Source organism: Aquimarina amphilecti, assembly GCF_900109375.1.
In the GTDB taxonomy this organism is placed as follows: Bacteria; Bacteroidota; Bacteroidia; order Flavobacteriales; family Flavobacteriaceae; genus Aquimarina; species Aquimarina amphilecti.
The window spans coordinates 68,690-86,200 of the sequence record NZ_FOAB01000008.1; the positions used below are offsets into that span (position 1 = coordinate 68,690).

Annotated in this window: 23 protein-coding genes; 19 read left to right on the top strand and 4 right to left on the bottom strand. The window is 31.2% G+C overall.

Features of this window, described 5'->3' with window-relative positions:
• The first annotated feature begins 140 nt into the window (after positions 1-140).
• The 7 genes from BMY33_RS19590 to BMY33_RS19620 all read left to right on the top strand — a co-directional run bounded on the left by BMY33_RS19590 (position 141) and on the right by BMY33_RS19620 (position 5,179).
• Positions 141-449, top strand: a complete 309-nt coding sequence (locus BMY33_RS19590) for a DUF4286 family protein (protein WP_091411692.1) — start codon at positions 141-143, stop codon at positions 447-449.
• A 1-nt stretch (position 450) separates the two neighbouring features.
• Positions 451-879, top strand: a complete 429-nt coding sequence (locus tag BMY33_RS19595) for a hypothetical protein (protein ID WP_091411694.1) — start codon at positions 451-453, stop codon at positions 877-879.
• Between the two features lies 1 nt (position 880).
• Positions 881-1,747 carry a 16S rRNA (adenine(1518)-N(6)/adenine(1519)-N(6))-dimethyltransferase RsmA gene (gene rsmA, locus BMY33_RS19600; RefSeq protein WP_091411696.1) on the top strand — a complete coding sequence of 289 codons (867 nt, stop codon included), beginning with the start codon at positions 881-883 and terminating at the stop codon, positions 1,745-1,747.
• An 86-nt stretch (positions 1,748-1,833) separates the two neighbouring features.
• Positions 1,834-3,189 carry a magnesium transporter gene (gene mgtE / locus BMY33_RS19605; RefSeq protein WP_091411698.1) on the top strand — a complete coding sequence of 452 codons (1,356 nt, stop codon included), beginning with the start codon at positions 1,834-1,836 and terminating at the stop codon, positions 3,187-3,189.
• A gap of 60 nt (positions 3,190-3,249) precedes the next feature.
• Positions 3,250-3,642 carry an acyl-CoA thioesterase gene (locus BMY33_RS19610; RefSeq protein ID WP_091411700.1) on the top strand — a complete coding sequence of 131 codons (393 nt, stop codon included), beginning with the start codon at positions 3,250-3,252 and terminating at the stop codon, positions 3,640-3,642.
• Between the two features lie 18 nt (positions 3,643-3,660).
• Positions 3,661-4,026, top strand: a complete 366-nt coding sequence (locus BMY33_RS19615) for a cupin domain-containing protein (RefSeq protein ID WP_091411702.1) — start codon at positions 3,661-3,663, stop codon at positions 4,024-4,026.
• 58 nt (positions 4,027-4,084) lie between these two features.
• Positions 4,085-5,179 carry a Gfo/Idh/MocA family protein gene (locus BMY33_RS19620; protein ID WP_091411704.1) on the top strand — a complete coding sequence of 365 codons (1,095 nt, stop codon included), beginning with the start codon at positions 4,085-4,087 and terminating at the stop codon, positions 5,177-5,179.
• Between the two features lie 66 nt (positions 5,180-5,245).
• Here the strand turns inward: BMY33_RS19620 and BMY33_RS19625 are convergent, their stop codons facing one another.
• Positions 5,246-5,680 (bottom strand): hypothetical protein, encoded by a 435-nt coding sequence (locus BMY33_RS19625; protein WP_091411706.1) that lies wholly within the window; start codon positions 5,678-5,680, stop codon positions 5,246-5,248.
• A 396-nt stretch (positions 5,681-6,076) separates the two neighbouring features.
• Here BMY33_RS19625 and BMY33_RS19630 point away from each other — a divergent pair, with 396 nt between their 5' ends.
• The 12 genes from BMY33_RS19630 (at position 6,077) to BMY33_RS19685 (ending at position 13,029) form a co-directional block, all read left to right on the top strand.
• Positions 6,077-6,859, top strand: coding sequence for a hypothetical protein (locus tag BMY33_RS19630; protein WP_091411708.1), 783 nt, complete (start codon positions 6,077-6,079; stop codon positions 6,857-6,859).
• A 101-nt stretch (positions 6,860-6,960) separates the two neighbouring features.
• Positions 6,961-7,902, top strand: coding sequence for a 2-hydroxyacid dehydrogenase (locus tag BMY33_RS19635; RefSeq protein ID WP_091411709.1), 942 nt, complete (start codon positions 6,961-6,963; stop codon positions 7,900-7,902).
• Entirely contained in the window at positions 7,896-8,516 is a 621-nt protein-coding gene (locus BMY33_RS19640) for an HD domain-containing protein (protein WP_091411711.1), read from the top strand. Before BMY33_RS19635 ends, BMY33_RS19640 begins: the two co-directional genes overlap by 7 nt.
• 55 nt (positions 8,517-8,571) lie before the next feature.
• The gene (locus BMY33_RS23930) at positions 8,572-8,988 is read left to right on the top strand and encodes a response regulator transcription factor (RefSeq protein WP_091411713.1); all 417 of its coding nucleotides are present in this window, start codon (positions 8,572-8,574) and stop codon (positions 8,986-8,988) included.
• Positions 8,989-9,088: 100 nt separating this feature from the next.
• Positions 9,089-9,604: a DUF4199 domain-containing protein gene (locus BMY33_RS19650; protein WP_091411714.1), complete on the top strand. Its 516-nt coding sequence runs from the start codon at positions 9,089-9,091 to the stop codon at positions 9,602-9,604.
• A gap of 16 nt (positions 9,605-9,620) precedes the next feature.
• On the top strand, positions 9,621-10,079 hold the full coding sequence (locus BMY33_RS19655; RefSeq protein ID WP_091411716.1) for a DUF1801 domain-containing protein: 459 nt from the start codon (positions 9,621-9,623) through the stop codon (positions 10,077-10,079).
• A 6-nt stretch (positions 10,080-10,085) separates the two neighbouring features.
• Complete coding sequence (locus BMY33_RS19660) at positions 10,086-10,469, top strand: VOC family protein (RefSeq protein ID WP_091411717.1); 384 nt, start codon at positions 10,086-10,088, stop codon at positions 10,467-10,469.
• 345 nt (positions 10,470-10,814) lie between these two features.
• Positions 10,815-11,171 carry a TM2 domain-containing protein gene (locus BMY33_RS19665; RefSeq protein WP_091411719.1) on the top strand — a complete coding sequence of 119 codons (357 nt, stop codon included), beginning with the start codon at positions 10,815-10,817 and terminating at the stop codon, positions 11,169-11,171.
• Between the two features lie 83 nt (positions 11,172-11,254).
• On the top strand, positions 11,255-11,578 hold the full coding sequence (locus tag BMY33_RS19670) for an ArsR/SmtB family transcription factor (protein WP_091411721.1): 324 nt from the start codon (positions 11,255-11,257) through the stop codon (positions 11,576-11,578).
• 21 nt (positions 11,579-11,599) lie between these two features.
• A complete protein-coding gene (locus BMY33_RS19675; RefSeq protein ID WP_091411723.1) occupies positions 11,600-12,088 on the top strand; it encodes a DUF6428 family protein in 489 nt (162 codons plus the stop codon).
• Positions 12,089-12,586, top strand: a complete 498-nt coding sequence (locus BMY33_RS19680; protein WP_091411725.1) for a GNAT family N-acetyltransferase — start codon at positions 12,089-12,091, stop codon at positions 12,584-12,586.
• 20 nt (positions 12,587-12,606) lie between these two features.
• Positions 12,607-13,029: an arsenate reductase ArsC gene (locus BMY33_RS19685; protein WP_425284236.1), complete on the top strand. Its 423-nt coding sequence runs from the start codon at positions 12,607-12,609 to the stop codon at positions 13,027-13,029.
• A gap of 12 nt (positions 13,030-13,041) precedes the next feature.
• On the opposite strand, the gene BMY33_RS19690 is transcribed toward BMY33_RS19685, so the two are convergent.
• The 3 genes from BMY33_RS19690 to BMY33_RS19700 form a co-directional block, all read right to left on the bottom strand.
• Entirely contained in the window at positions 13,042-13,998 is a 957-nt protein-coding gene (locus tag BMY33_RS19690) for a mechanosensitive ion channel family protein (protein WP_170837135.1), read from the bottom strand.
• 368 nt (positions 13,999-14,366) lie between these two features.
• Positions 14,367-16,175, bottom strand: a complete 1,809-nt coding sequence (locus tag BMY33_RS19695; protein ID WP_091411731.1) for a GNAT family N-acyltransferase — start codon at positions 16,173-16,175, stop codon at positions 14,367-14,369.
• Between the two features lie 53 nt (positions 16,176-16,228).
• Positions 16,229-17,482 (bottom strand): aspartate kinase, encoded by a 1,254-nt coding sequence (locus BMY33_RS19700; protein WP_091411733.1) that lies wholly within the window; start codon positions 17,480-17,482, stop codon positions 16,229-16,231.
• Positions 17,483-17,511: the final 29 nt, after the last annotated feature.

Genomic DNA, 17,511 nt, shown 5'->3' on the forward strand with positions numbered 1-17,511 from the left:
TTTTCTAAAACTTCTTTCCTTAAGATCTTTTAATCTCAAATAAAAATGTGATCATTATAACAGGTCTGAGCTTCTTCGTAACTTTGTCAGTTAATTACAAAAGCATTGCTTCCCTTTAATCACTAAAGACAATTACGAATATGTATATTTACAACGTTACGATCAATATAGAAGAGACAAAACACGAGGAATGGTTATCATGGATGAAAAATGAGCACATCCCTGATATGTTGGCAACGGGAAAGTTTAGCAAAGCATTGATGAGTAAAGTATTAGTGGAAGAAGAAATGGGAGGCTATACCTATTCTGTCCAATATACAACTGATAGTAAAGGTACATTACAACAATATTACAAAGTGGATGCCGAAAGATTAAGAGCTAAAACAAATCGATTTGCTGGACATTTCGTTGCATTCAGAACAGAATTAGAAATTATTAGTGAACATTAATATGAAACAATATAGACCGACATTACTATATGCTATTAAGATTTTTGGTCTTATCGTTTGTGCTGGTTTTGGTATTTTTATAATTAGCATATTTCTAAATATTGTTTCACTGTTTGTAGCAAGCTCCTTTTTTGAAAAAGTTATAGTTATATTACTAATTATTCTATTTGTTATATCAGCTTTTTTAATCATACGATCTAACAATCCTGCTATTGTTACTTATGAAGATTATATCAGAATTGGTCGTCAAGACGTTCCATATAATACCATTCAGAATTTTTATATCGCTAAGGGAGGTTCTGAACCTTATGTTGTAACAAAAGACGGAGAAAAAATAGATCTCGAAATTTCTTGGCTTTCAAAAAAAGATCGAATAGAAATCGAAAAGGTTATTTTAGAAAACATAGAATCATTAACAAAACAAGTTTAGAATGTCCTCTAAATTTAAAAAAAACAAAAAACAACTATCTAACGACAGAGTTCGAACGGAAAAAACTGCTGTACGTGCTAAAAAACATTTAGGTCAGCATTTTCTAAAAGACGAAAATATCGCTAAAAAAATTGGAGATACACTAACGATAAATGGTTATACGAATGTAATTGAGATAGGCCCAGGAATGGGAGTACTCACTAAATATATACTACAAAAAGATGTAGATCTAATAGCTATGGATTTAGATACAGAATCCATAGAATACCTCAACACCAGTTTTCCGCTAGAACATCCGGAAATTAGAAATGGAAAAGGAACATTTAAGGTCATCGAAGCAGATTTTCTTAAATATGATTTAGACACATTGTTTGATAATGAACCTTTTGCAATTACAGGTAACTTCCCATATAACATTTCCTCACAAATCGTTTTTAAAACTTTAGAAAAACGAAATCGAATTCCTGAATTCACAGGAATGTTTCAGAAAGAAGTAGCGCAACGTATTTGTGAAAAACCTGGAAGTAAAGCTTACGGTATTTTATCCGTTATAACACAAGCATTTTACGATGCCGAGTACCTATTCACAGTTCCTCCTTCAGTTTTTAACCCTCCTCCAAAAGTTGACAGTGGAGTTTTACGATTAATTAGAAAATCAAACCATACACTTCCATGTAACGAGAAACTTTTTTATAAAGTAGTGAAAACTGCTTTTGGACAACGAAGAAAAACGTTACGAAACAGCCTGAAAACGTTTCAATTGACTGATGAAATTAAAGAAATGGAAATACTATCGAAAAGACCCGAACAATTAAGCGTTAATCAATTTATAGAACTCACTTTATTAATTGAAAAATCAGGAATATAATTCATTTAACAACAATCTAAACTGCAATTCAATTCTTTGGTTATCTTTGTGAGCGTTTGTAAAGAAATCCCATAAACAAGTAGACTATGTCATTCGAGATTTCAGATGAGCTTATCGACCAAGTAAAGCATCTCATTAAAGATGTAAATGATACTCGTTTACAAGAAATACTCGATGAAATCCACTTTGCTGATATTGCAGAAATAATTGGTCAACTTAATTTACATCAAGCAACTTATTTAATTAAATTATTAGATAGCGAAAAATCTTCTGAAGCTCTAATGGAGTTAGAAGAAGATTTCCGTGAACGTATTCTGGATAACTTATCTGTAAAAGAAATTGCAGAAGAGTTAGAAGAAATGGATACTGATGATGCTGCGGATATTATTGCTGAACTTCCTGAAGATCGTGCAGAAGAAGTAATTGCGGAGATTGAAGACGAAAAACACGCAGAGGACATAAAAGAACTACTGCTATATAAAGAAGATACTGCGGGAGGATTAATGGCCAAAGAGCTTGTAAAAGTAAAAGAAACATGGACAGTTGCAGGATGTGTTCGAGAAATGCGTCGTCAAGCAGAAAAAGTCACTAGAGTACATTCAATTTATGTTATAGATAAAGAAGGAAAATTAAAAGGAAGATTATCTTTAAAGGATTTACTTACCGCTTCTGCCAAAGCATACATCAGAGATGTTTACATCCCAAAAGTGGACTATGTTAACATAGAAACTGAAGGTGAAGAAGTCGCTAGGATTATGCAAAAATATGATCTTGAAGCCATTCCAGTAGTAGATCATGAAACGGTTCTTGTCGGTCGTATCACAATTGATGATATGGTAGATTTCATTAAAGAAGAAGCTGAAAAAGATTATCAAATGGCGGCCGGTATATCTCAGGACGTAGAAGCAGATGATAATGTATGGGAACTCACTAGAGCGCGTTTACCTTGGCTAATTTTAGGTTTATTTGGAGGTTTAGGAAGTGTTTTCATAATGCAAGACTTTGAAGATGTAATGACTAATCCCAGAATACGAGATCTATTCTTTTACACACCATTGATTGCAGCGATGGCAGGTAATGTTGGAGTTCAATCTTCTGCCATTATTGTTCAGGGTTTAGCCAATGATAATGTAAAAGGTAGTCTTTGGAAGCGGTTACTAAAAGAAATCAGTTTAAGTTTAATAAATGGAGTAGCTTTAGCTCTTCTTGTAATATTATTCGGAATTGTTATGGGATATGAGATCTCATTTAGTTTAACTATCGCTACAGCCCTTATGAGTGTAATTATAGTAGCTGCATTAATAGGTACGTTTGTTCCTATCATTCTCGATAAAAGAGGTATCGATCCGGCTATTGCAACTGGACCATTTATTACTACAAGTAATGATATTTTTGGAATTTTCTTATTTTTTTACATTGCAAAATTAATACTTGGATTCTAGTCTTAGAATACTATTAATCCAATTTATTCTAAAGAATTTAGCACTATTCAAATATATATTATGAACTCTGAAGTATTTCAATCTACTATCACTGTACCAAAATCTGCAATTGATGATATGAATCATGTAAACAATGTGATATACCTTCAATGGATCCAGGATGTTGCTAAAAAACACTGGGAAACAAAAACGTCCGAAACCATAAGAAACACCTACGTTTGGGTAGTTTTAAATCATTATATAGAATACCACAGTCCGGCTGTTGAACATGATGAATTAACAATCCAAACCTGGATTGATCATCATCATGGTGCCAAAAGTGAGCGGCATACGAAAATAATAAAAACTTCGAATCAAAAAGTAATTGCCACAGCCAAAACCATGTGGTGTTTACTCTATAAAGAAACGTTAAGACCTACAAGAATCAATAAAGAAATAAGTACCTTGTTTTGACAAAATTAAGTTGAAAACATGGAAGCAATTAACATTAAAGATAAATTATCAAAATTTAACAAGCAATGGCATCCACACCGAATAGCAATGGTGGATAATAATCAGGTGTATCTTGCAAAATTAAGCGGTGATTTTATTTGGCATAAACATGAAGATGAAGATGAACTTTTTCAAGTAGTGAAAGGTACACTTTACATGAAGTTTAGAGATAATACTGTGAAAGTAGAGGCCGGTGAGATTATTGTTGTACCGAAAGGAGTAGAACACTGTCCATCAACTGAAGAGGGCGAAGAAGTTCATGTTCTATTATTTGAAAAAGCAAGTACTAAACATACGGGAGAAACAGCTAGCGAAAGAACAGTTTCTCAATATATAGATATTTAGATAGTAGTAGTATTCTTTAATACATTTTTCATTTAAAGCATATCATAAAACCACAGTTATGAGTTTAAATAGAAGATCATTTATCAGAAACATTGGGTTAATAGCTGGTTACAGTCTTATACCTTCCTCTCATTTGTTTTCTAATACTCCAAATAAAAAACTAGGAGTATGTTTGGTCGCATTAGGCAACTATAGCACTTCTATATTAGCACCAGCACTACAATTAACAAAACATTGTCGATTAACCGGAATTGTTACTGGAACACCTTCTAAAATACCTGTTTGGCAGAAAAAATATGGCATTCCGGATAAAAACGTATATAACTATGAAAACATGGGTCGCATTGCTAATAATCCTGATATTGATGTGATATATATTGTATTACCTACAGGTTTACACGCCAAATATGCTATTAAAGCAGCTAATACAGGAAAACATGTATGGTGCGAAAAACCCATGGCTAAAACTGAAAAAGAATGTCAATCCATTATTGAAGCTTGTAGAAAAAATAAAGTAAAACTTTCTATAGGATATAGAATGCAGCATGAGCCAAATACTCAACAAGTTATGAAATGGGCTACCACAAAACCTTATGGAGATATTAAAGAAGTCTATGCCGAAATAGGGTATAACGTAAGAACTCCGGAAAAAAGTTGGAGACTAGATACTGAATTAGGTGGAGGAACCATGTATGACCTAGGTGTATACGCGCTAAATGCTGCAAGATATGCAACGAAAGAAGAACCTATATCAGTTATAGCCGAACAAATAACCACTAGACCGAACATATTTACTGAAACTGACGAAACGACTCATTTTACATTAGAATTCCCATCAGGTGCAAAAGCTTATGGAAAAACAAGTGTTGGACATGATATGCATCGATTGCGAGTAAATAGTAATAATGGTTGGTATCAACTACAGCCTTTCTCCATGTATGCTGGAGTACAAGGAGAAACAAGTGATGGAAAACTATTAAATACCTATATAGAAAATCAACAAGCCAAACAAATGGATGATGATGCATTATCAATAATAAATAATACTGATGTTCTTGTTCCTGGTGAAGAAGGAATAAAAGATATTAGGATCGTTGAATCCATTTATAAATCCGCTAAAAACAAAAAGAAAATTAACCTAATTAACTATTAGCGGAAAAACTTCTGACGTTTTTTATTTATTACAATCCTTACTACAACTAGAATTTCTTAGTGAAATTTATAATTCATCTTTGCAAGACCTTATAGCTTCATAAAATAAGCGATAATCTGTAGTTGTAACAACATCTCCTTTTGTACTTAAGGTAATTGTTCCATTTTCTGCTATTTCACTATAAGGGATTTGTTTCTTCACATATCCTTTGTAAACAAATTCAAAATAGCTGTCTGCTTTTAGTTTACTAGGGTTAATTAAAAAATCATATAATCCATCTTTATCGGTGTAAGCTTTCATACAAGTATTTTCATCAACAACCAATTTTACGGCAACATACTCCATTTTTTTCTTCCTTTTGCCTAGCACCTTCCCTGTAAGCAACTCATCTTCAGTAATCGCTTCAATATCTTCATTTCCACTTAGCGCCTCTCCTTTTTGTTGAGATTTGCAGGAAACCAAAAAGGTAGCAACAAATAATAATAGTAGTAGTGATCTCATAATATCTTAATTTTGGGTTTTAATTTATTATTTACAAGCAAAGACAATTAACTCTTCTTCTTGATAATTTTCAGTCAATTTACAAAATAAAACTACTTGTTTAACATAAGTATAGTAGTGTTTTTTTATAACAGCCAATTAGAGGTTTTTTACTTTATATCAAAATCTGAACTAAATATATAAAAAAACTCCCCAAGTATCAGAGCAATTAATAGATTTATAAATCTAAACTATTAGTTTATAAACAAACTTTTTATCTATATAATTAAGATGCAACAGAATTTAATGAATAACAAGAGTTTTTAGAAAAAAAACAGGTATAAATACTATGTTTTTTTCAGCTCAAAATTTTATAGTTTTAAGATACTAAATAACTATCTACAAACTCTTAATACTATGGCAACTGCAACTAACATTAGTAAAACTTCCGATAAAACGGTAAAAACAATTTCCCCAAAACCTGAAATAGTTCCCGGAATTTCTAAAGAAATCATTCATAAGCTAAGTAATGAAATAAATAACATGCTCTCTTATGCTATTTTTAATGGTATAACTATAAATACAGAGATAAACACACTTATTCAAAACAGCACTGTAGATGATCTTATTAATTCTCATAATCTATTATGCAAAAATATTTCACCCGCAACACCAAAATCTATTGAGTACACCAAAAAACTTAGAGAGGAAGAAAAAGGAAAAACATTATTTAGCAAGCTACCTCTAGTAAGAAATCTAATCATACTATCCATAGTTTTTCTAATCGCATTTATCATTACTGGACTTTCTCCAGAAGTAAATAACGATTCATTGGACAAAGGTATTATGGATAACCAAGGTCTTTCATTACTTCTCAATTTAGGTTTTCTAACTGCTATATCAGGTTTAGGAGTACTTTTCTATTTACTAAAAAATGTAAGTACGGCAGTAAAAAATGGCACTTTGGTTCCAGAAGATACGATCTACTACGTCGCATTAATTATCTTGGGAGTTATCGCTGGGCTAATTTCTTCGGAGATTATTTCTTTTTATCAAAAAGATGCTCAGCAAATTAATTTATTCAACAAAGGACTCATGGCACTTATTGGTGGTTTTTCTTCTGATGCAATCTTTAGCATCCTACAGGGGATTATAGACAGAATCAAAACCATTTTTATTCCTTCAAATTCTGCAACTTAATCACCTAATAATTTTAAAAGACGATATCAGATATTATTATACTTTCATTAAAATTATTTTATCTTTTATTAGTTATTTTTGAAATACTAATAATATCGTTCATGAAAATACTGCACATAGATGCTAATCATCCTCTCTTAATAAATCAATTAAATGATTTAGGGTTTGAAAACGAAGAAAATTATACGTCTACAAAGCCTGAAATCGAATCAATAATAAAAGAATATGATGGAATCATAATCAGATCCCGTATTAAAATAGATAAAGATTTTTTAGATAAAGCTACAAACCTAAAGTTTATTGGTCGTGTTGGTGCAGGCCTAGAAAGTATTGACACTGATTATGCAGAAAAAAAAGGCATTAAACTCTTTTCTGCTCCCGAAGGAAATCGAAACGCTGTTGGAGAACACGCTTTAGGAATGATTTTATCACTATTCAACAAATTAAACACAGCAGATCGTCAAGTAAAGAATGGTCAATGGAATCGTGAAGAAAATCGTGGTATCGAACTAGATTTAAAAACAGTTGGAATTATTGGATATGGTAATATGGGGAGGGCTTTTGCCCGTAAACTTAGAGGTTTTGATGTAGAGACAATATGTTATGATATTAAAGAAGATGTAGAGAATAGTGATGCCACTCAGGTTAGCATGGAAGAGCTTTTTGAAAAAACCGATGTGCTAAGTTTACATACACCATGGACTCCGTTAACCAACAAAATGATAGATGCCAAGTTTATAAATAAATTCAAAAAACCTTTTTGGCTTATCAATACCGCTAGAGGAAAAAGTGTAGTTACTAAAGACTTAATAGATGGTTTACAATCAGAAAAAATTTTAGGAGCGGGATTAGACGTACTCGAATACGAAAAATCATCTTTTGAGCAATTATTTTCTTCGGAAACTGAAATGCCAGAGCCTTTAAAAAAGTTAATAAAAATGGACAATGTAATTCTTAGCCCTCATATTGCTGGTTGGACTATAGAATCTAAAGAAAAACTAGCACAAACTATTGTAGATAAAATCAAAGCTGAGTTTTGCTAAAAGAAATTTTTATAGAACTAGTTTCTAAATATTCTAACGATCAGAAAGTTTTATACTCCCTTTGGGATTATATTGCCAAAAACTACGGTAAGAAAAACCGATATTACCATAACCTATCTCACCTAGAAAATTTATATCAAAAATTACTTTTGGTACAAAAAGAAATTTTTGATTGGGATATTGTATTATTCGCATTGTTTTATCACGATTGCATTTACAACGTTTTAAAACAAGATAATGAAGAACGAAGTGCGCAAAAAGCTGAAGAAGTATTATCCTCATTATTTATTAGTTCAGAAAGAGTTGAGCTTTGTAAAGAAATAATTTTAGCAACCAAAGGCCATCAAATTTCTAAAAACAACGATGTTAATTATTTTACGGATGCTGATCTTTCAATTCTTGGAAGTAGATGGATCGATTATGAAATGTACTTTAAACAAGTTAGAAAAGAATATAAATACTACCCAGATTTTATGTACAATAAAGGTCGGATCAAAGTACTACAACACTTCATTGAAATGCCTAAGATTTATAAAACAAGGCATTTTTATAATACACTAGAAAAACAAGCTAAACAAAATCTTCAAAAAGAGATTGACTTGCTTTCTAAATAATTTGTTTAGTAACCAAAAAACAATCAATTACATCTTGTTTTAGTAAATTTATATTGTGCAGAAAACCATATTCATCTTCGGAGCATTAGTTTTAGCCTTACTTGTGCTTTTTCAATTAAGTAAATACAGTCTTGTATCTGGCAACACTTCGATAGAGTTTATTATTGCAGGGATAGCTATTGTATTTTTTGTAATTGGAATCATAATTAATAAAAAAGTGCTTTACAAAGAAAAAAACAACTCCGAGGAAATAGATCACGAAAAAATTAAAACATTAGGTTTAAGTAAACGTGAATATGAGGTGTTATGCGAAATAGCGACAGGATTATCTAATAAAGAAATAGCAGAAAAGCTTTTTGTATCCGAAAGCACCATCAAAACACATGTGTCAAACATTTTGGTCAAGTTAAATGCTAAACGCCGTACACAGGCTATACAGATCGCCAAAGAACTTCGAATTATCCAATTTTAAAGGCTTTTAGCGCAAAAGTGCTATACAATTCATACTTTAGTATGAGTGATTTTTTGATTATCGAAACTACTTTTGGGCTAAATCATAAAATAAAACACAAATGAAAAATACAGTTGTACGTTATGGAATATATGGTGCGATAACTATATGTATACTATTTACTTTAGCATTGACTCTTGGGAAAAGTTTATCCTATTCCCTACAAGAAGTTATTGGATATGCCAGTATGGTAGTATCCCTTATTTTTGTATTCTTTGGTATAAAGCATTATAGGGATACAGAAAATAATGGTGCAGTATCTTTTGGAAAAGCATTAATAATTGGACTATTGATTTCTTTATTTGCTGCGATAGCATTTGGACTATTAGATGTGATTTATATAAAGTATATCAATCCTGATTTTTCTGCAGAATATTATGGTCATATTATAGAAGAAATGCGCACAACCCTTCCTGAAGAAGAATTTAAAATAAAGCTTTCAGAACTGGAGACTCAAAAAGAATTGTTTTCAAGTCCTTTAATGAATTTTTTATTGATGTCTACAACAGTTCTTATCATTGGATTTATTATTTCACTGATTTCAGGGCTCATACTGCAAAGAAGACCTTCTCAATAATTAAAACATAAACAGTATGCAACACAAAGCAAACACACCTGATGAATATATTGAAGCTATTCCTAGAGAGCGCAAAGAAGTAATGCAAAATTTAAGAAAGGTGATTTTGGATAATCTCCCAGAAGGATTCTCTGAAGTAATGAATTACGGGTTAATAGGATATGTAATTCCTCATGAAATATATCCTAATGGATATCATTGTGACCCAAAATTACCACTTCCATTTATGAATATTGCATCTCAGAAAAATTTTATTGCTGTATATCATATGGGAATTTATGCAGATAAAAATTTAATGGATTGGTTTGTAGGAGAGTATCCTAAATATGTAAAAACTAAGTTAGATATGGGTAAAAGTTGTATTCGTTTTAAAAAAATTGATCAAATTCCTTTGCAATTAATTGGAGAATTAACTGCTAAAATGACTCCAAAAGAATGGATTAACATATATGAAACTAATATAAAAAAGAAATAAAGATAGATGAAAAGAGTAACGGGATTAGGAGGGTTCTTTTTTAAAACAAAAGATCCAAAAACAACAAAAGAATGGTACGGTAAACATTTAGGATTACCAGTAGATGATTATGGATGTACTTTCTGGTGGAAAGATAAAGACGGTAATGATTGTTCTACGCAATGGAGCCCATTTAAAGAAGACACTAACTATTTTTCTCCCAGCAAAAAAGAATTCATGATGAATTTTCGAGTGGAAAATCTAGTCGAACTTCTAAAAGTTCTAAAAGAAGAAGGGGTAAAAATAGTTGGCGAAATAGAAGAATATGAATATGGAAAATTCGGATGGATTCTAGACCCCGAAGGCAATAAGATTGAATTATGGGAACCTATAGATAAGGCATTTTTATAAACTTATTATTCAATTAGATATTTTAGAAAATTTTGTCAATTCCTATTTAAATATATTTTTTATAAAAATAAGATTAAAACGTCCTTTATCATCATGTACCTTAATTGATATATCTCTTTCTTCAAAATGGCATTTGTACTCTTAAATTATTAATTCGTTTAGAGAGCGTATATTTTATATTCCTAGCATAATCGCACATTTATAGATTGTATCACTTATTCTCTTAAGTCATATGAAAAATAGCAATCAAAATTTTAATTGTATTACCCTTTTTATAATCATTCTATATAATCATATTTTTTTGTAACTTTCTACGCACTAATCTATTGTATATAAACCATAATTATGAGTGAAGAAAACAACAATTTGGGAGACGATTTAAAAAAAGGAGCTGAAGAAGCGCTAGATGCAGCTAAAGAAACAGCTAATGAGTTTGCTGAAGAAGCCAAAGAAACTTTTAATGAAGTAACCGGAGAAAACAAAAAAGTACTAGCTGGTATTTTAGGGATACTTTTTGGATCATTGGGAATTCATAAGTTTGTTTTAGGGTACAATAAAGAAGGTATTATCCAATTAATTATATCTGTAGTTACCTGTGGAGCAGGTGGAATTGTAGGATTAATTGAAGGTATTATTTACTTGACTAAATCTGATGATGAGTTTTATCAAACCTATCAAGTAGGTAAAAAACCTTGGTTCTAAAAAAAATAAAAAAGCCAGAAAATATTGTTTTGGCTTTTTTATTTAATTTTAATATCGTAATATTGCGATATTAAAATAACATTATGGGTATTACCAAAACTCAAATATTTGATCAACGACAAAATGAGCTAGCTCAAATTTTTAAAATACTTGGGCATCCTGCACGTATCGCTATACTTCAATATATAAGCAAACAAAACGCTTGTATTTGTAATGATTTGGTGGAAGAAATAGGTTTAGCACAAGCTACTATATCACAACATCTAAAAGAATTAAAAAATATAGGCTTGATAAAAGGCGAAGTTGAAGGCAAAAGTATGTGCTATTGCATCAATATTGATAAATGGAATGAATTACAAAAGGATCTTAATTCATTTTTTAATACTACAAAACAAAACTGTTGTTAGAACTAAAAAAACTAAGAAATTATGAATACATCAGAATTTATATCATTGTTAGGAGAACATCAAGATAAACCTTTACTCTTTGAGTATGCACCAGGAATGTTAGTAGGTGCTAATTACCATATCACAGAAGTTAAACACGTTTCTATAGATTCTGTTGATTGTGGAGCAGGAACAGACTCTTGGAAAGAGACAATTATTCAATTATGGGAAAGTCCTAGTGAATTAGGGAAACGCGATTATCTTAGTTCTTATAAGGCGCTAGGTATTCTTAGAAAAGTAGGAACAATGACAGCTTATGAAATGGATGCTCCAGTAAAAATCGAATACGGAAATGCTATGTTTCACACCGCACATTTACATATTACTGGATTTAATATAAATGATGGACAACTAATCGTAAAACTTGCGGTAAATCCGACCGATTGTAAAGCAAAAGAGCTTTGTGGCGTTCCAGAAACTGCTTCTTCTGTTGAAGTTAATTCTTGTGCTCCAGGAAGTGGATGTTGCTAGATGAAATCCAAAATAGAAATACTAACTTTTAGTGAAGAAGATTGGCAAGATATTGCCAAAATCTACAAAGAAGGAATAGATACTGGTATGGCAACCTTCGAAACCAGGATCCCAAAATGGGAACAATGGAATCAAGTTCATATTGGATCCTGCAGATTAAAAGCTGTTCTAAATAATGAAATTATTGGTTGGGCAGCTTTAGCTCCTGTGTCTACAAGAGATGTTTATAGAGGCGTTGCAGAAATTAGTATTTACATAACATCAAATCGTAGGAATTTGGGTATTGGCAAGTTACTTTTGACTAAATTAATTGAAGAAAGCGAAAAAAAAGGATTTTGGACCTTACAGGCAGGAATATTTAGTAATAATAAAGCTAGCATTGATCTACACACATCTCTAGGATTTAGAGTCATTGGATATAGAGAAAAAATAGGCAAGTTATCTAATATATGGTATGACAATACCATTTTAGAACGTAGAAGTAAAACAATAATGTAACCACAAAAAACACCACAATAATGAACATTTTAGTATTATGTACAGGAAATTCCTGTAGAAGTCAAATGGCTGAAGGCTATTTAAAACATTTTGCAAAAGACAACGCTAAAATTTACAGTGCCGGAGTAGAAACTCATGGCGTAAATCCTAGAGCTATTGATATTATGAAAGAAGATGGAATTGATATCTCTAATCATACATCTAATAATCTCGAGGAATATTTGGATATAAAATTCGATTATATTCTTACCGTTTGCGATAACGCAAAAGAAAGATGTCCTTTCTTTCCAGGAAAAGCAGAACGCTTGCACTACAACTTTTTTGATCCTTCAAAAGTAGAAGGAACTGAAGAAGAAATTCACGCAGCTTTTACCAAAACAAGAAATCAAATTAAAGAATATTGCCATGATTTTGTACATAAAAGCGTTTTACAAACTACATAGATTTTAATCAAATTACTTGTCAATCTTAAATCCTGGTTTAGCATAGTTATCAGGAATATTCGAAGGCGGAACTGCCAAATTATTTCCATCTCTTACAGCATGATAGTGTGGGGATAGAATTTCTATTCCCGATTGATGTAATTCATTTTTAATATTCTCATGTAGTATCGAATAAATAGCGGCTGACTTTTCTGGATTTTTAGTATAAACATTTAATTCATAATTCACATAAAAATCATCCAAACTTTTAATCAAAACAAAGGGTACGGGTTCGCTTAAAATCTGATCCGTATTCTTTGCTCCTTGCTTTAATGCTTCTATAACGTCATTACTAGACACATCATATCCAATAGTAACAGAGGTATGTAAAATAACACCTACATCTTCTGAAGCATTCTTAGTAAAATTGATAATATGATTTCCTAAAATCGACGAGTTTGGAATTGTTACATCTAAATTTTTGATTGTACGAATTCGTGTAACTAATAGACTTCTCTCTGTCACATCACCTATAGTATTTCCTATCTCTACCCTATCTCCTACCTTAAAAGGTCTCATATACGTTATAACAACACCTGCAACTATGTTAGAAATCGCAGAAGTAGAACCTAAGGAGAATAAAATACCAAAGAAAATTGATAACCCTTTAAAAGCCGGAGAGTCCGAACCTGGGATATATGGAAATACAATTATAAGCGCAAAAGCTATTATAAAAACCCGTAATAAATTAAATGTAGGTCTTGCCCAATCCGCATGAAAACCATCTAATCGTACTGCTTCTTTTTCCAGTTCTGTGGTGACATATTTTAAAAATCTAATAAGATATTTCGTCACAAAAAAGATAACGATAATAAAAAATAAATTTGGGATGAATCCTACCAAACCTTCATACAAAAAAATCAATGGTTTCTTTATATATCCTAAAACAACATCTGCATATTCTTTTGTTTGAGGAACCAGGCTAAACAAGAAAGGAAGATAGAATATGAAAAAAATGAAGATAAACGTAATCTTTAATAATCGTATTACAAATGAAAGAATATGTTTTTCTCTTCTAGGTGTAATAAATCGAAAGAACTGAGAGAATTTTGTTCTTCCAAAAAAAATATTATTTTCTAATTTGCTTATTTTGCTTTGTAACCACTTAAAAAGCTTTTTATTAAGAAAGAGAAATAATATAACGCCTAATAACGCAATAGCAAAATAAATATATTGTACAACCACTTCAAGATATTTTAATCTTCAAATTAGTAAAATATATCAGTATTAGAAAAAAATAAAATGAGAAAAAACGGGAATTTTACGATTAACTACACAAAAAAACTATCAATTACCGATTATTTGTCAGCATTTTTAAAATACTTCTGTTCTAATTCCGCCTGAAATTCTTCCATTACCGGTTTAACCGTACTATCAGGTAAGTCCGCTATTCTTATATACATTAATCCATCTACAGCATTATTAAATAATGGATCAACATTAAAAGCTACAACCTTAGCATTTTGTTTAATGTATTTTTTAATCAAAACTGGTATACGAAGACTTCCAGGTTCAATTTCATCAATAATTTTATCAAATTTATTAAGGTCACTTCTACTCTCATCAAACACAAAATCCTTATCAGCATCCTTAAGCTTAACTTTAAACTCTTTTTTAGGTCTAACATATTGCGCTACATAAGGATCGTAGTAATGGGATTTCATAAACTCAATCATCAATGACTTAGAGAAATTACTAAACTTATTACTAATACTTACCCCACCAATTAAATATTTATGATCTGGAAAACGAAGTGTACAATGCACAATTCCTTTCCAAAGTAAAAATAATGGCATTGGACGTTGTTGATATTCTTTTATGATAAATGCTCTACCCATTTCAATAGATTCACTCATCATTTTATGTAATTCTGGTTCGAACCTAAATAGATCTTGTAGATAAAAACCATCAATTCCAAAATTCGAATAAATTTCATTCCCCATCCCCATTCTATACGCTCCAGCTAGTTTTTTAGCCTTCGTATCCCATAAAAACATATGATGATAGTAATCATCAAAAGGATCTAAATCGATAGATTGATTTGTTCCTTCTCCAATCTCTCTAAATGTGATTTCGCGTAATCGACCAATTTCGTGTACAACATTAGGAATACACTCTTTTTTAGCAAGAAAAACTTCATAATTTTTACTCGCTAATAAACGCATATCATTATCACGACAAAATGTAAGTTCTGATTCTATAGAATTGATACTACCCTCTAATGCTATTTCTTTTGGAGACTTAGGAATTTTTAAATTCTGAGGAATAGACTCCATCAGTGTTTTCTTCTCATAAGGATTAGCCAACATATAGGTTTTTTTACGCAAAAAATTTGTAAAATCTTCTATATTATCATATTCTTCCTGATCCTTTACAGATACAGGATTACCTATTCTTACTTTAATAATCTTATTTTCTTGTGAAAAAACCTCGCTTGGTAATTTAGCAGTTCTTAGTGTATCACTAATAGAGGCCAACTTATAAAAAAGTCTACTATTTCTTGCATGAAAATATATTGGAATTACAGGAACTTTAGCTTTCTTCACTAATCTCATTGCCCCTGACTCCCATGGTTTATCTACATAATGCTTGCCTTCTTTAAAAGTCGACACTTCTCCAGCAGGAAATATCCCTATTGGCATCCCTTCCTTAAGGTGCGAAATTGCTTCTCTAATTCCTTTAAGACTGGATTTAACTTCTTTCCTATTTTCGAAAGGATTAACAGGCATAATATATGGTTTCAAAGGAGTGAAATTGTGCAAGAGAAAATTAGCTATTATCTTATAATCAGAGCGGTGTTCAAACATTAACTTAAGCAACAATATTCCATCAAGTCCGCCAAGCGGATGATTAGATAATGTAATAAATGCACCATCTTTAGGGAGTCTTTTTAGATCTTCAGGTGGGATCTCGAAGGTAACACCATACATATCTAATACACTCTTAACAAACTCCTTTCCTTCTAAATGACTAATACTATCGTATTGACGATTTATTTTTGATAACCGTGTGATTTTAAGAATCATCCAGCCAACAAAAGTGCCAATAAAACCAAGTTTATCCAATTTAAGCCCTTTGGCTACTTCTTTAGAGGTGACTACCGCCATTAAATACGTTTTGTGCTAACTACAAATATAGCAAAATCATTGAATAGGGCATCTTATTGTTTTGCAACCATTTGATACGTTTCTTTTGTGCTTTGTTTAAGCAATATATCCTTGTTTTCTTCTAAAAACAGAACAGCTTCTTTATTAAAATGTCTAATTGTGAATAAAGACACATTCTTTTCATATATAACACTAAATTTTGCTTTTAAGTGTATCAACAATTCATCAAAATTATCGAATTTATCATCTAAGCAAACAGAAAAACTAATAGCAGAATTCTGTATGAGATCTACTTTTAGTTGAAATTTATGGAAAAGTCTAAATATCTCACTAACATTATCCTCTACAATAAAGGAAAAATCTAAAGAAGAAAGTGATAAAAGTATTTGATCTTTTTTTACAATATAACAAGGTAGATGTGGAATTAACCTCTGTCCTTTTTTAACCGAAGTTCCATCATTTTCAGGATAAAGAAATGATTTTACATATAAAGGAATCTCCTTTCGCTGTAATGGTTGTAATGTTTTAGGATGAATTACAGAAGCCCCATAAAATGCTAATTCTATAGCTTCTTCATATGAGATTTGAGATAACAGTTTCGTATTTTCAAAAACTCTTGGATCTCCATTCAATACACCTGGAACATCTTTCCATATAGTTACACTTATGGCGTTTGTACAATACGCAAAAATTCCTGCTGTATAATCACTTCCTTCTCTACCAAGTGTCGTTGTAAAATTATTAGAATCAGAAGCTATAAAACCTTGTGTTATCGTTAAACCTTTTTTACTAATTATACGATCGATACTTTTTTGGGTAACTTCCCAATTAACAATAGCATCACGATAAACATCATTTGTTTTTATAACATCTCTAGCATCCAATAGTTTATTTTCATAACCATTTTCGGACAAGTATTCGCTAACAATCGCAGTTGATATTAATTCTCCATAGCAAACGGTTTGATCATACACATAATCATATTGATCAGATTTATTTCGCTTCAGCATCGTTTCCATATCCAAAATAAGAGAATTTATCCTGCTGAAAATCGGATGTTTCCTATTTTCAAAAAGATCTATAAGTATGTCATAATGAAATTTTCTTACAAAATCTATGGAATCCTTAAATTTGGAACTCTTTTTCAGGTAATAATCTACCACTTTTTCTAACGCATTGGTAGTTTTTCCCATTGCAGAGACAATAATTACAATATCAGAATAGCCAACCGTTTGTAATACGTGGACTACATTTTTTACTGCCTTTGCATCTTTTACAGATGCTCCTCCAAATTTAAATACCCTCATCAACTAAAATAATTTAATGCATACAATAC

What these genes read in the sequence shown, in the direction of transcription:
- BMY33_RS19590 (WP_091411692.1), top strand. Translation starts at nt 141, where the DNA reads ATGTATATTTACAACGTTACGATCAATATAGAAGAGACAAAACACGAG.
- BMY33_RS19595 (WP_091411694.1), top strand. Translation starts at nt 451, where the DNA reads ATGAAACAATATAGACCGACATTACTATATGCTATTAAGATTTTTGGT.
- rsmA (WP_091411696.1), top strand. Translation starts at nt 881, where the DNA reads ATGTCCTCTAAATTTAAAAAAAACAAAAAACAACTATCTAACGACAGA.
- mgtE (WP_091411698.1), top strand. Translation starts at nt 1,834, where the DNA reads ATGTCATTCGAGATTTCAGATGAGCTTATCGACCAAGTAAAGCATCTC.
- BMY33_RS19610 (WP_091411700.1), top strand. Translation starts at nt 3,250, where the DNA reads ATGAACTCTGAAGTATTTCAATCTACTATCACTGTACCAAAATCTGCA.
- BMY33_RS19615 (WP_091411702.1), top strand. Translation starts at nt 3,661, where the DNA reads ATGGAAGCAATTAACATTAAAGATAAATTATCAAAATTTAACAAGCAA.
- BMY33_RS19620 (WP_091411704.1), top strand. Translation starts at nt 4,085, where the DNA reads ATGAGTTTAAATAGAAGATCATTTATCAGAAACATTGGGTTAATAGCT.
- BMY33_RS19625 (WP_091411706.1), bottom strand. Translation starts at nt 5,680, where the DNA reads ATGAGATCACTACTACTATTATTATTTGTTGCTACCTTTTTGGTTTCC.
- BMY33_RS19630 (WP_091411708.1), top strand. Translation starts at nt 6,077, where the DNA reads ATGGCAACTGCAACTAACATTAGTAAAACTTCCGATAAAACGGTAAAA.
- BMY33_RS19635 (WP_091411709.1), top strand. Translation starts at nt 6,961, where the DNA reads ATGAAAATACTGCACATAGATGCTAATCATCCTCTCTTAATAAATCAA.
- BMY33_RS19650 (WP_091411714.1), top strand. Translation starts at nt 9,089, where the DNA reads ATGAAAAATACAGTTGTACGTTATGGAATATATGGTGCGATAACTATA.
- BMY33_RS19655 (WP_091411716.1), top strand. Translation starts at nt 9,621, where the DNA reads ATGCAACACAAAGCAAACACACCTGATGAATATATTGAAGCTATTCCT.
- BMY33_RS19660 (WP_091411717.1), top strand. Translation starts at nt 10,086, where the DNA reads ATGAAAAGAGTAACGGGATTAGGAGGGTTCTTTTTTAAAACAAAAGAT.
- BMY33_RS19665 (WP_091411719.1), top strand. Translation starts at nt 10,815, where the DNA reads ATGAGTGAAGAAAACAACAATTTGGGAGACGATTTAAAAAAAGGAGCT.
- BMY33_RS19670 (WP_091411721.1), top strand. Translation starts at nt 11,255, where the DNA reads ATGGGTATTACCAAAACTCAAATATTTGATCAACGACAAAATGAGCTA.
- BMY33_RS19675 (WP_091411723.1), top strand. Translation starts at nt 11,600, where the DNA reads ATGAATACATCAGAATTTATATCATTGTTAGGAGAACATCAAGATAAA.
- BMY33_RS19680 (WP_091411725.1), top strand. Translation starts at nt 12,089, where the DNA reads ATGAAATCCAAAATAGAAATACTAACTTTTAGTGAAGAAGATTGGCAA.
- BMY33_RS19685 (WP_425284236.1), top strand. Translation starts at nt 12,607, where the DNA reads ATGAACATTTTAGTATTATGTACAGGAAATTCCTGTAGAAGTCAAATG.
- BMY33_RS19695 (WP_091411731.1), bottom strand. Translation starts at nt 16,175, where the DNA reads ATGGCGGTAGTCACCTCTAAAGAAGTAGCCAAAGGGCTTAAATTGGAT.
- BMY33_RS19700 (WP_091411733.1), bottom strand. Translation starts at nt 17,482, where the DNA reads ATGAGGGTATTTAAATTTGGAGGAGCATCTGTAAAAGATGCAAAGGCA.